Here is a 12,545-nt window from a genome sequence, read left to right as displayed (position 1 = left end):
ATAGGCTGGTCCATCTTTTTGAAAGGGTGGAGCCAACCATGTTTTCGCGAGACGTCCTCAGGATCGATGCCCCGGCTGTAGCGCAAGAGATCGAGCAGGCCATCCGGGATCAGGTGTTCGGTACGCTGCGGCGGCGCGGGGCCGTGGTCGGCATCTCGGGCGGGATCGACAGCTCCGTCGTCTCGACGCTGTGCGTGCGCGCGCTCGGCAAGGACAAGGTGCTGGGCATCTTCATGCCCGAGCGCGACACCTCCGATGACGCGCTCCGCCTCGGCAAGTTGCTCGCCGAGGGGCTCGGCATCGAGGCGGTCCTCGAGAACATCAAGCCTGCGTTGACCGGCCTGCGCTGCTACGAGCGGCAGGACGAGGCGATCCGGATGGTCTACCCGGACTACAACGAGAGCTGGAAGTTCAAGATCACGCTCCCCTCGATCCTCGAGAGCGACAGGCTGAACGTCTCGCAGCTGACGGCGCAGCCGCCCGGCGAGGAGCCGCGCGTGAAGCGGATGCCCCTGAACGCGTACCTGCAGCTCGTCGCCGCGACGAACTTCAAGCAGCGCATCCGCAAGATGATGGAGTACTACCACGCGGACAGGCTCAATTACGCGGTCGCCGGCACGCCGAACCTGCTCGAGTACGATCAGGGCTTCTTCGTCAAGCAAGGCGACGGCGCCGCGGACTTCAAGCCGATCGCGCACCTGTACAAGAGCCAGGTCTACGCGCTCGCCGAGTACATCGGCGTCCCTGCCGACATCCGCAGGCGCGCGCCGACGACGGACACGTTCTCGATGCCGCAGGGGCAGGACGAGTTCTACTTCGCGCTCCCCTACGACAAGATGGACCTCTGCCTGTACGCCTACAACAACAACGTCCCGGCCGCGGACGCGGCGTCTGCCGTCGGCATCACGCCGCCGCAGGTCGAGCGCGTGTTCAAGGACATCGAAGCGAAGCGCCGGGTAGCGCAGTACCTCCACGCGCAGCCGCTGCTCGTCCGCGATCAGGGCCACGCCTGACGAGCCGCGCCGCCGGACGACGCGCGCCGCTGTCAACGGCATTCTCGGCCTGGTACGCCGCTCCCCGGCCGTGAAACCCGCCGGAAACAGCGCGGAGCATCGCTGGCATTCACTCACGTTGACGACGGAGACGGACGGGCTCGCAGCGAGATCGTCAGTCGCCAATCTCACCTCCGCGGCGCGCCCTGGCGGCGGCTTTCGGACGCGGACGCACGCGGAACACCGCGCGCGAAGGATGGAGGATGGCCGCAACCGCAACCGCGTCCTGCCGCGATCCGCGCGTTGGCCGCCGCTCCGCGGAGTGTTCTCGACAGGAAAGCCGGGGGGGTGATAGACGTGGAGACTACCTCCATGAGCACTTCCAGCATCGAATCGACGATTCGCAACTTCCTGGTCACCGCGTTCGGATACCGGGGCGCTACCGCCGATCTCGGGTCCGAGGTCGCTTTGCTCGATCAAGGGATCCTGGACTCGACCGCCGTCCTCGAGATCGTACAGTTCCTCGAGCAGGATCTCGGCATCCAGGTCGCCGACGAGGAGATGGTGCCGGAGAATTTCGGCTCGATCGCCCGGCTCGTCACCTACGTGAGCGGGAAGAAGAGCAGCAACTAGCCCGAACCCCGGGGGGCGCATGAGCACGCAGCACACCGCTCGTCGCGATCCGCGCTCGGATCGCTTCCTCATCGACTCCGCGCTGCGATCGTTCGCCGCCTCTCGCCCCGACCACGTCGCGCTGGTCTGCGAGGGACGGCGGATCACCTACCGGGAGCTGGACGCGCTGGCCGATCGCTGCGCCGCCCTGTTCCGCGAGGCAGGCGTGCAGCGCGGCGATCGCGTCATGGTCGCGCTCGACAACGGCGTGGACGCGGTCGTCGCGTACTACGGAGCGCTCCGGGCCGACGGCGTGCCGTCGCTGCTCGGCACCGCGATGCGACCGCGGCGCCTCGGCCAGGTGATGGAGCTCGCGGGCCCCCGCGTGTTCGTGGCGGCGCGCGGCATGCGCGAGGGCCTCGCCGCCGTGGCCGAGCTCCCGCCCGGCGCGAGGCCGGCGGCGACGTTCCTGAGCGGCGCGGCTCCCCCGGCCGCGGCCGGGCCCCCGCCCGACGGGCGCGACTTCCTGGAGGCCCTGGCCGGCGCGCCCGGCGAGCCCCCTGCGCGCCGCGCGATCGAGCTCGATCTGGCGACGCTCTGCTGGACGAGCGGCAGCACGGGCGAGTCGAAGGGGGTCATGCTGACGCACCAGAACCTCCGCAACAGCACCGCGGCCATCGGCGCGTACCTCGAGCACACGGCGGACGACGTGATCCTCTGCGTGCTGCCGCTGTCGCACACCTACGGGCTCTTCCAGCTGCTCGTGACCCACACGTTCGGCGGGACGGTCGTGCTCGAGAAGGGCTTCTCCATGCCGTGGCCCATCGTCCAGCGGATGGCCGAGGAGCGGGCGACCGGCTTCGCGGGCGTGCCGACGATCTTCGCGTCGATGCTCTCGCTGAAGAACTTCGCGAAGGCCGATCTCTCGGCGCTCCGGTACCTGACGAACGCCGCGTACGGGCTCCCGGCGCCGCAGCTCCTGCGCCTGCGCGAGCTCCTGCCCAACGTCTCGTTCTTCGCGATGTACGGCCAGACCGAGTGCACGCGCGTCTGCTACCTGCCGCCCTCCCTGGCGCTCGAGCGACCGTCCTCCGTGGGCATCGCGATGCCGAACGAGGAGCTCTGGATCGAGCGAGAGGACGGCACGCACGCGGAGCCGGGCGAGGTGGGCGAGCTCGTCGTGCGCGGGCCGAACGTGATGCGCGGCTACTGGAGGAACCCCGATGCGACCGCACGCGCGCTCCGGCCGGGGCCCCTCCCGGGCGAGGTCGTGCTCCACACCGGCGACCTCTTCAAGATGGACGAGGACCGGTACCTCTACTTCGTCGCGCGCAAGGACGACATCATCAAGACCCGCGGCGAGAAGGTGAGCCCCCTCGAGGTCGAGTCGGTGATCTGCAAGGTCCCGGGCGTCGTCGAGGTGGCGGTCGTCGGCGTGCCGGATCAGGTGCTCGGGGTCGCGGTGAAGGCCGCCGTGGTGAAGGCCCCTGACGCCGCGGTGACCGCCGACGACGTCCGCAAGAAGGTGCGGTCCGAGCTCGACGAAGTCGCCGTGCCCAAGTTCGTCGAGTTCATGGATTCGCTCCCCAAGACGGCGAGCGGCAAAGTCAAGAAGAGCGAGCTCATCTGATATGTGCGGTATCGCCGGCCTCATCAACCTACGCACCGACGCGCCGAACCCCGACCGCGAGCTGGCCCTCAAGATGGCGCGGGCGCTCCGCCACCGCGGCCCTGACGGCTTCGGCATCTACCGCGATCGCCACGTCGCGCTGGCCCACTCGCGCCTGTCGATCATCGACCTCGACGGCGGCTGGCAGCCGATGGCCAACGCCGACGAGACGCTCTGGGTCTGCTTCAACGGCGAGATCTTCAACTACATCGAGCTCCGCGAGGAGCTCACGGCGAAGGGCCATCACTTCCGGACCAAGAGCGACACCGAGGCGCTGATCCACGCCTACGCCGAGTACGGCGAGGCCATGGTCGATCGGCTGAACGGTCAGTGGGCGTTCGTCATCTGGGACGTCCAGCGGAGACGCGCGTTCTTCTCGCGCGACCGCGTCGGCATCAACCCCCTCTTCTGGACGGTCCACCGCGGCGTCCTCCGGTTCGCCAGCGAGGTGAAGTCGCTCTTCCAGGACCCCACCATCCCCCGCGCGATCTCCCGCGAGGGCCTCGACGAGGCGCTGACGTTCTGGGCGCCGATCGCCCCGCTCACGCCGTACGAGGGCATCCAGCAGATCCCGCCGGGCGCGGTGGCGACGCTCGACCTCGATCGCGACGTGGCGCCGCGCGTCTCGGTCCGCTTCCGCCCCGAGTTCCCCGTCGGGCGCGCGCCCGGCGGCGACGAGGCGGGGCTCGTGTCCAGCGTGCGCGAGGCGGTCCGCGGCGGCTCGACGATCCGCCTGCGCGCCGACGTCCCCGTCGGCAGCTACCTGAGCGGCGGGCTCGACTCCACGATCGTCGCGGCGCTCATCGCCTCGAACCGCGAGGTGCCGCTGCGCACGTTCTCGGTCGAGTTCGCCGAGCGCGAGTTCGACGAGGCCGAGTACCAGCGCGCCGCCGTAGCGCACCTCGGCACGTCGCACGCGTCGATCCAGTGCAGCGACGCCGACATCGCCGGCGTCTTCCCGGAGGTCGTCTACCACGCCGAGGCCCCGCTCCTGCGCACCGCCCCGGCGCCGCTGTTCATCCTGGCGCGCCTCGTCCGGCAGAGCGGCTACCGCGTGGTGCTGACGGGCGAGGGCGCCGACGAGTTCTTCGCCGGCTACGACATCTTCCGCGAGGACCGGGTGCGCCGCTTCTGGGCGCGCCACCCGGACAGCAAGCTCAGGCCGCAGCTCCTCCTCCGGCTCTACCCCTACCTGCAGCGGTCGCCGGTCGCGCAGGTCGAGATGGCCAAGGCCTTCTTCGGGCGGAACCTCGCGCAGACGGGCGACCCGTTCTACTCCCACCGCCCGCGCTGGGACGCCACGAGCCGCATCAAGCTGATGCTCGATCCCGCGATGCGCGAGGGCGTCGGCGACACCGCCGCGGCCGATCGCCTGAGGGAGCAGCTGCCGCGCGACTTCATGCGCTGGACGCCGCTCGCGCGCGCGCAGTACCTGGAGATCACGACGCTGCTCTCCGGCTACCTGCTCTCCTCCCAGGGCGAGCGCATGATGATGGCGAACTCGGTCGAGGGGCGCTTCCCGTTCCTCGATCCCAACGTGATGGACGTGGCGGACGCGCTGCCGGACGCGCTCAAGCTCCGCACCCTCGACGAGAAGCACGTGCTGAAGCGCGCGATGGGCGATCTCCTGCCGCCCGGCGTCCTCGAGCGGAAGAAGCAGCCGTACCGCGCGCCCGTGGTGCAGCCCTTCTTCGGGAGCGGGACGCCGGACTATGTCGAGGCGTGCCTGTCGCCGGACGCCATCAAGGACGCCGGCATCTGGCAGGCGCAGCCCGTCGCGTCGCTCGTCGCGAAGTGCCGCAAGACCGGCGGCAAGTCGATGAGCAACACCGATGACATGGCGTTCTGCGCGATCCTCTCCACGCAGCTCATGGCGCGCGACATCCTCCAGGGCGCGCGCGTCGTCTCGGCCGCCGACGACACGTCGGGCCGGCTGGGCGTCGACGTCGATCGGGTGCGCGACGCCGCAGGCTGAGCGGCCGCGCTCGGCCCCGCGCTGAGCGGCCGCGTGACGCCGCGGCGCACGTGCGCCGCCCCTCAGCGCGGGAGCTTGCGTATCGTGCCGCTGCTCTCGTCCGCCCAGTACACGAACCCGCCGGCGAGCGCGATCCCGCGCGGGGTGCCGCCCTCGTACAGCGGCCGAGCCCTGCCGGTGCCGTCCTTGTGCTTCCGCATCACGCGGGGCGATCCCTGATCGGTCCAGTAGACGAACTCATCGAGCCCATCCACGGCGATGCAGTCGGGGGACGCATGCGCCACGTCATCATCCTCGACGGCCGTCCAGACAGCCACCGCGTCCTCCGAGCCGTCCTTTGGCGCCCTCATCACGGCAGACTGCTCGCTGCTGAGATCCCGGCGCGGGCTGTTGGTCCAGTAGACGTGGTCGCCGTCCACGGCGATGGCATACGGAAACGGCTGCTCGTCGGCCAGCCGCTTCGTGTCGCGGGTCTGCCGATGCGTCTGGTTCACCGTGCCGCGCGGGCTCCTGTCGACCCAGTACACGTGCTCTTGGTCGAGCGCGATGAGGTGCGGCGAAGCGTTGCTGACCTCGAGGAACTCGTCGTCCGCCCATTCGCCGGGCATCAGGATCTGGCCGATGAGGCTCCCTTGACCCGGCGTGCCGATGCCGGCCGCGCGCTGCGCCCAGAACACCGCGGTGTCGTCCGCGGCGACGCCGAGGGTCGCGAAATGCGAGTCGAAGAGCACCTGTGGCGCGCGTGCTCCATTGCGGTCCACCACCAGGACGTCCTTGTTGTTGAGGTTGGACCAGAAGACGCCGTGCTGGTTGACGGCGATCCCGTAGGGAGCGTTCTGGCCGACGGCGAGCGTCGTGACGGCTCCGCCGAGGACCGACACTTTTTGCACGCTCCCCTCCGTGCCTTCACCGGCGGTCCAGTAGACCTCGCCCTGGTAGACGGTGAGGAGGTTCGCGTTCGGAGCCTCGATGCTCGGAAACCCGCGCGCGATCTCCGTGGCCCCGCTGCAGCCGGTCGCCCTGCACATCCCGCCGTCCAGGCACACCGCGCCGCAAGCGCCGCAGTTCTGGGGGTCGTCGAGCAGGTTCACCTCGCAGTCGTCGGGGTTGCCGTCGCAGTCCGCCGTGCCGGTCGCGCACGCATCGGGTCCACCGGCCGAGCTCGCGTCGGCTTCGCTCACCGTGAAGTCCCCGAGCACGCTGGTGCATGCCGCGGCGGTCATGATGGCAACGCAGACCATCGAGCCGATTCCGAACGCCTGGCGCATCAGAAACTCCCCTTCGCTCCCGCGGAGCCGAGCCCGATCACGGGCGTGATCGATATCCCGGCGCGCTCCGGCGAGCTCGGCGCTGTGAGCAGCAGGAACGCCCCCGCGCCGACGCCCACCGCGCCGATCGCGAACCCGATCGTCGAGAGGGTGCCCATCGCGTGGTAGCTGTCGACCTCGCCCCTGAGCGACGGGGCGCACCGGTCGCCGGGGCAGCGCTCCGAGAGATCGCCGTGCTTGCCGAGCGCGAGCACGCCGCCGATGGCGCCGGCCGCGAGCCCGGCGCCGCCGAGCCCGAACGCGGCGATCGCCAGCACCGTGCGGCTGCTGCCGCCGGAACCGGGAGCAGGAGCGCGTGGGTCTGGCCCCGGCGCCACCGGTGGACGCGGCTTGACCGGAGGCGGCGGCGCCACCGGCTTGAGCTGGAGCGCGACGGTCTCGCTGGCGCCCTCGGCGAGCGTCACCTTCACCTCGATCGGAGCGAACCCCGCGGCCGACGCCCGGACGACGTGGTCACCTGGATCGACCGGCCTCCGGACCCCGAGCGCGGCGCGCGGCACCGGCGCGTCGTCGATCGTGACCGCGGTGGTGTCCGGCCCGCTCACCGAGATGAGCACCTGCGGGATCCGGGGCGCGAGCGCGTCGAGCTCGCGTTGAGCGGCCGCGATCGCCTCGAAGAACTGCTCGGGCGACCTCTCCGGCACCCCCTCGCGGAGGATGCGGCTGTACGACTCCTGGGCCGCGATCCACTGGCCTACGCCCACCTGGGCGCGGGCGACGCCGAGCAGCAGGGTCGGCGCGTGGATGATGGCGTCCGCGCGGCCGAACCGATCGAGCGCGGCCGCGAAGTCCTTTCGTTCGAGGGCCTCCTGCCCCTCCACGGCGAGCGAGCGCGCGGTCGCGCGATCGGCGTCCGAGACCTGCGCCAGCGCGGCGGGCGTGAAGGTCAGGGCGAGCAGCAAGGAAGCGATCCCGAGTCGACGAGCCATACGAAAGAGGTCCGTGCGAGGTGCTGCAGGTGAACGTCAGATGCCGAAGTCCGTCGGCTTCGGCTTGCGGCGGACGCTCCCCGGCGGCGCGGGGGAGCGCGGCTTCGCCTGAGCGGGCTGAGCCGATGGCACACGCGGGCCACCCGGCGTCGCCGAGGCCGAGGGCGCCGTCGTCGAGGCCGGGGACGTCGTCGCAGAGGCCGCGGGCGTCAGGGCCACCGAGGGTGGCGGCTCCGGCGCCTGGGCGGAGGCGGTGGCCGGCGCCACCCCGTCGAGCCCCAGCGGCGCACCGGACACCGACGCCGTGGGAGCCGGCTGCGCGAGCGGCTGCCCGGTCGCGTCAGGGCTCCCGCCGCGCAGGGCGAAGAACGCGACCGCCACGAGAACGACCGCGCCGGCCGCCGCGGCGGCGAGCGCGCGCCCGACGACAGGCCGCCGGACCGGGGGAGATACCACCGAGACCAGCGCGCTGGTGGTCTGCGACCGCATCTGGCGGCCGGACATCGCGGACGCGCCCACCGCTGCTCCTGGCGAGGCCACCGTCGCGCCGGACCCAGCCGAGATCCGCGCAGCGTCGCCGTCCGCCGAGGCGATCAGCGTGACCGCGTCCCCGAACGAAGGCGCCGCGCTGTCGGGCCCCGCGTCGGGGAGCGCCGCGCTCTCCCTCGAGCGTGGCGCGAACCCGAGCTCCACCGAGATGCGCTCGCCGGACACGCGGAACGGGCCGACGATGCTCGTCCTGGGCTCGAAGCTCTCGCTCGCGATGTCGAGCGCGAGCGCGAGCGCGTCGCAGAACTCCTTCGCGCTCTGGAATCGCGCGTCCGGCTCGCGCGACGCCGCGCGGGCCCACCAGGCGTCGAAGCCGGGCGGCACGGGGGCGAATTGCGACGGCACGGGCAGCGGCTTGACCATGATCTTGAGGAGCAGATCGCCGAACGCCTCGCTGTTGAACGGGAGCTTGCCGGTGAGGCACTCGAACACGACGACGGCCAGCGACCAGAGATCCGAGCGGTGATCGATGCTCTTGGTGCCCTGCGCCTGCTCCGGGCTCATGTACGCGGGCGTCCCGAGCAGCGAGCCGGTCTTCGTGGTGGAGGTGACCTGCGGCGTGCTGTCCTTCGCGATGCCGAAATCGAGCACCTTGGCGATCTCCCTGTCGTCGTCCCGGACGAGGAAGATGTTGGCCGGCTTGAGATCGCGATGGACCAGGCCGCTCGCGTGCGCCTTGGTGAGGGCGCGCGCCACCTGCGCCGTGATCGCCATGGTGTCGTGCGGGTCGAGCCGCCCCACGCGCTGGATGCGGGTGTCGAGGTCCTCCCCCTCGAGGTACTCCATCGCGATGTACGGCGTCCCCTGCCAGACGCCGTGGTCGAGGATCTGCACGACGTGCGGGCTGCGGATCTGCGCGGCGACCTTCGCCTCCCGCTCGAACCGGTGCCGCACCTCCTTGGAGACGCCCTGCGCGTTCATGAACTTGATCGCGCACGGGATGTCGAGGCCGAGGTGCTGGGCGAGCCACACCGAGCCCATCCCGCCTTGCCTGAGCGGACGCACCAGGCGAAAGCGATCGGCAACGGTGTTCCCCGCGGCGGGTGTCACGCAGCCTCCCAGACCTTCTGGAATAACACAGGTCGTCATCCAGGGTCACGTTCGCGCCATGCAAAAGTGAACTGGGACCGACAGCGTGAAATGGCGCAGAAGCCCCGCCATCCTCCGCCGTGGATTTGCGCCGTTTGCGCCGTTGACGACGTTTACGACGCTTCGCGGCGGAAGCTAACGAGAACCCGAGCTCGCGGCGGCGGGCTCCTGCAGAGACCGCCGCTCGGCGGGCCGGCCCGGGAGCGCGCCGGCGTCGGTCTTGTCGGCCTTGTCGGTCTTGTCAGTCTTGTACGTCTTGCCGAGCGGCGTGCCCGTCGCCTGCGCGAGCTGGCTGCCCCGCGGATCGTCAGGGAACGCATCGAGGAACTTGCGGACGTGGTGGCGCGACTCCTCGGCGATGCCCGCGCGGAACGTCAGGAGCGCGAGGTTGTAGCGCGCATCGGCGCTCCTGGGCTCGGCCCTCAGGGCGGCGAGGTAGCCTTGACGTGCGCCGTTGTAGTCGCCGCGCTTGTCGGCGATGAGCGCGAGGTTGTAGAGCACCTCGGCGTCCGAGGGATCCTGCTCGGCGAGCGGCGTGAGGCGCGCCTTCGCCCCGTCGAGATCTCCGGCCAGGATCGCGAGCGCTCCCGCGAGGAGCTGCGCCTTCCGGCCGGCGCCGGCGTCGATCGCGCGATCCGCCTCGGCCCTGGCCTCGGCCAGGCGACCCGCGCGCTCGAGCGCGAGCGCGAGCGCATAGCGGAGCCGCGGCGGGTCGCCGCCCTCCTCCAGCGCGGCCCGCGCCTCGGCCTCGGCGCGCTCGGGGCGGCCGGCGACGGCGAGCGCCTCGGCCAGGACCGCGCGCGTGCCGCTCTGCTCCGGGCACCGCTCGCGCGCGGACTCCGCGTCGCGGAGGGCGGCGCCAGCGTTGCGGGCGTGCAGCCTCGCCTCGGCGCGCAGCGCGAGGCAGGCGCACGTGGCCGGCGCGGCGGGCGCGGCGGGCGCGGCGGCGGCGGGGTGCATCCTCAGGCAGCGCGCCGCGACGCCGTCGAGCTCGTCGAGCTTGCGCCGCTCGCGGAGCGGCCTCGTGAGCTCGTCGATCGCGCGCAGGTGCGCGCCGTCGCGGCGCAGCGCCGCCCACCACATCCGCTCGCGCGACCCGAGCAGGGGCGCTGCCCCGTTCACCTGGACGACGCCGAGGCCGATCACGACGATCGCGGCCCCCATGCGCCGGTGCTTGAAGCTCGATCCGAGCCAGCGCTCCGCGGCGGCGGCGGCGAGGGTCGCGAGCGCCGCCCACAGGGGAACGGCGACGAACACGACCCCCTGCGCGAGCGGCGCGCGAGGCCCGCGGTAGTAGAGCGTGGCCGCGAGCGCCGCGGCGATCGCGATCCACAGCAGCGCCGCGCCGTTCCTGGCGAGCCGTGTATCGAGCCGCGCGGCGAGCCACGCCGACAGGCCGAGCGCCGCGGCGAGCGCGGCCGCCGAGAGCGATCCCGAGAGGGCGAGCGCGCCGGCCGGGAGCGGCTCAGGCGAGAGCCACGTGGGCGCGATCGCCAGGACCACGAGGTGCAGCGCGCGGCAGAGGTGCAGGGCGAGCTCAGCAAGCCAAGGCACGGCGTGACCTTAGCCCACCGCCCATCGCGGACCAAACGGCGGAGAGGCATCGTTGCGTCGCGGCCTCCGTGGCGAAGGCGCCCTCACAGCCACGGCGCGCTCACGGCAGGGTCATCTCGATCTCGACGGAGACGCGCGTTCCGGGCGGCGGCACGATGAGCTCGAGCGGCATCATCCGGAGGCATTGCGCCGCGTCGGGACGATCCATCCCTCGCACCTCGCTGATGCCGCGGGCGATCTCGTTCCCGGACGCATCGAAGGTCATGTTGAAGATGTACCTGGCGCGCGCGGGAGCCGGGTTCTTCCTGAGCGAAGGCTCCCAGCACTGCTTCACGAAGAGCGACCGGCGCGCTTCGAGCTCCCTGGCGGCATCCCCCTCGACACGCTTGTAGAGCTCGCTCGTCAGCGGCGAGGCTCCCGCCGGCGCGGGGCGAGGCACAGGCAGCGAAGGGGCGGGCGCGCCCGCGGTCGCAGGCAGCGCGCCCGCACGTGCTGCCGAGGCCTCCCCGCTGGCCGACGGAAGCGCAGGTGGCGGCGGACGCTGCAGCCCGAGGTAGAGCCCTGCTGCGATGAAGAGGCTGCCGAGCAGGATCGCCGCGGGGGTCATCAGCTCCTTCTGCATGGTGGCGATCGGAGGGCAAGGCGCCGCGCGCCTCGCGGCGCGCGAGGTTGGCCGCCCAGGCCGACCTTACTGCATCGAGACGACAGCGGAGGTGTACGAGTAGTCGTTGTTGGTCCAGAAGGGGCTATCGGACTTCCCGCAGAGGCCGACGCTGTACTGGCCCGGTGGCGGCGACAGCACTGCGCTCAGCCCCATGGCGATGCGGGTGTGCGCCGGGACCTGGACCGCATAGACGCCCGTCCCTTCTGGGCTGAGTTCCCCGAGAGGCGAGAGCTGCTGAGAGCAGATCCAGAGGTGGAGCTGGTCCGCGGCGGTCGACGCGGCGCCGAGCGCCTTGTTGGAGACGACCACGACGCGCTGCCCCGAGGCAGTCACGCTCACGGTCGCGGGCGCAGCCAGGAACTGCAGCGATTTCTGAGGGGTGGCGCCCGCGCCGGAAACATAGGTGCTCGAGATGACACCAGGAGGCCCCTGCGGCCCCTCCGCCCCCGGGGGCCCGGCAGCGCCAGGCGGCCCAGCCGGACCGCTCGGCCCGACCGGACCGGCCGGGCCGGCCGCGCCGGGAGGGCCCGCGGGCCCCGGCGCGCCCTGCAGGCCGATCGGATCGCCGACCCACACGCCGCTGCTGTCGATGACGAGGCGACCGCCGATGGAGATCGAGTTCGGCGTGATGTCCCCCGCGACGTTGCTGGCCTGGAGCGCATACGGAACGCTCGCGATCTTGGCGCGGGGCACCATCTCGGGGTCGTCCCCCACGGTGATCCCCAGGTAGCGCGCCGCGCCGTCGAAGACCGGCTTGTCGACGGGCGCGAGCTCGCCGAGGTCGACCGAGAAATAACCCTGGTCGAACGTGATGGTGTGGAGCTCGCTCCAGACGGGCACGGGCGCGTCGGGCGCGTCGTAGAACGCGAACACCACGTCGAGCGTGTCGTCGATGGGCTGGCCGACCGAATCGAAGAGGCGTCCCTGGTGGGTGATCGTGACGGGGACCGCCGCGGCAGCGGGCCCGGACAGCGCGGTCACCGCGGCAAGGACCGGCGCGTGGATGGTTCGTGCCTTCATCGCGAGCTCCCCTCGTTCGCCCTCGCGAGCCGGCGCCAGGTGCGCCGTGGCAGGCGTCGCGCGGCGCGCGCTGAGGGATCGCGGCCGGAGACGCCGGTGATCCTGGAGCGGGCCGCGAGCCCTGCCACGATCTCGCGAAGGAGCAGCGCCTTGGATGCCGGCGG

At 71.7% G+C, this 12,545-nt stretch carries 10 protein-coding genes; 4 read left to right on the top strand and 6 right to left on the bottom strand.

The features are described 5' to 3' along the window. Positions 1-38: 38 nt before the first annotated feature. The 4 genes from nadE (at position 39) to asnB (ending at position 5,248) form a co-directional block, all read left to right on the top strand. Positions 39-1,013 carry an NAD(+) synthase gene (gene nadE, locus ACSRUE_RS28800; protein ID WP_441286397.1) on the top strand — a complete coding sequence of 325 codons (975 nt, stop codon included), beginning with the start codon at positions 39-41 and terminating at the stop codon, positions 1,011-1,013. Positions 1,014-1,364: 351 nt separating this feature from the next. After that, positions 1,365-1,625, top strand: a complete 261-nt coding sequence (locus ACSRUE_RS28795) for an acyl carrier protein (protein WP_441286396.1) — start codon at positions 1,365-1,367, stop codon at positions 1,623-1,625. A 19-nt stretch (positions 1,626-1,644) separates the two neighbouring features. After that, positions 1,645-3,234, top strand: a complete 1,590-nt coding sequence (locus tag ACSRUE_RS28790) for a class I adenylate-forming enzyme family protein (RefSeq protein WP_441286395.1) — start codon at positions 1,645-1,647, stop codon at positions 3,232-3,234. A 1-nt stretch (position 3,235) separates the two neighbouring features. Beyond that, positions 3,236-5,248, top strand: a complete 2,013-nt coding sequence (gene asnB / locus ACSRUE_RS28785) for an asparagine synthase (glutamine-hydrolyzing) (protein ID WP_441286394.1) — start codon at positions 3,236-3,238, stop codon at positions 5,246-5,248. A gap of 62 nt (positions 5,249-5,310) precedes the next feature. On the opposite strand, the gene ACSRUE_RS28780 is transcribed toward asnB, so the two are convergent. From ACSRUE_RS28780 to ACSRUE_RS28755, 6 genes are all read right to left on the bottom strand, one after another. Next, positions 5,311-6,489, bottom strand: coding sequence for a lipoprotein receptor (locus ACSRUE_RS28780; protein ID WP_441286393.1), 1,179 nt, complete (start codon positions 6,487-6,489; stop codon positions 5,311-5,313). 26 nt (positions 6,490-6,515) lie between these two features. Next, positions 6,516-7,505, bottom strand: coding sequence for a hypothetical protein (locus ACSRUE_RS28775; protein ID WP_441286392.1), 990 nt, complete (start codon positions 7,503-7,505; stop codon positions 6,516-6,518). 36 nt (positions 7,506-7,541) lie between these two features. Further along, on the bottom strand, positions 7,542-9,104 hold the full coding sequence (locus tag ACSRUE_RS28770; protein WP_441286391.1) for a protein kinase domain-containing protein: 1,563 nt from the start codon (positions 9,102-9,104) through the stop codon (positions 7,542-7,544). Between the two features lie 174 nt (positions 9,105-9,278). After that, a complete protein-coding gene (locus ACSRUE_RS28765) occupies positions 9,279-10,697 on the bottom strand; it encodes a tetratricopeptide repeat protein (protein WP_441286390.1) in 1,419 nt (472 codons plus the stop codon). A 100-nt stretch (positions 10,698-10,797) separates the two neighbouring features. Further along, a complete protein-coding gene (locus ACSRUE_RS28760) occupies positions 10,798-11,319 on the bottom strand; it encodes a hypothetical protein (RefSeq protein ID WP_441286389.1) in 522 nt (173 codons plus the stop codon). Positions 11,320-11,385: 66 nt separating this feature from the next. Beyond that, on the bottom strand, positions 11,386-12,381 hold the full coding sequence (locus ACSRUE_RS28755) for a collagen-like protein (RefSeq protein ID WP_441286388.1): 996 nt from the start codon (positions 12,379-12,381) through the stop codon (positions 11,386-11,388). Between the last annotated feature and the right edge of the window lie 164 nt (positions 12,382-12,545).

The organism is Sorangium sp. KYC3313, from assembly GCF_052075895.1.
In the GTDB taxonomy this organism is placed as follows: domain Bacteria; phylum Myxococcota_A; class Polyangia; order Polyangiales; family Polyangiaceae; genus Sorangium; species Sorangium cellulosum_B.
This window is presented reverse-complemented; position numbering and strand designations above follow the sequence as displayed.

Bases quoted from the DNA above. Each gene is read 5' to 3' on its own strand.
- nadE (WP_441286397.1), top strand. From the start codon at position 39: ATGTTTTCGCGAGACGTCCTCAGGATCGATGCCCCGGCTGTAGCGCAA.
- ACSRUE_RS28795 (WP_441286396.1), top strand. From the start codon at position 1,365: ATGAGCACTTCCAGCATCGAATCGACGATTCGCAACTTCCTGGTCACC.
- ACSRUE_RS28790 (WP_441286395.1), top strand. From the start codon at position 1,645: ATGAGCACGCAGCACACCGCTCGTCGCGATCCGCGCTCGGATCGCTTC.
- asnB (WP_441286394.1), top strand. From the start codon at position 3,236: ATGTGCGGTATCGCCGGCCTCATCAACCTACGCACCGACGCGCCGAAC.
- ACSRUE_RS28780 (WP_441286393.1), bottom strand. From the start codon at position 6,489: ATGGTCTGCGTTGCCATCATGACCGCCGCGGCATGCACCAGCGTGCTC.
- ACSRUE_RS28775 (WP_441286392.1), bottom strand. From the start codon at position 7,505: ATGGCTCGTCGACTCGGGATCGCTTCCTTGCTGCTCGCCCTGACCTTC.
- ACSRUE_RS28760 (WP_441286389.1), bottom strand. From the start codon at position 11,319: ATGCAGAAGGAGCTGATGACCCCCGCGGCGATCCTGCTCGGCAGCCTC.
- ACSRUE_RS28755 (WP_441286388.1), bottom strand. From the start codon at position 12,381: ATGAAGGCACGAACCATCCACGCGCCGGTCCTTGCCGCGGTGACCGCG.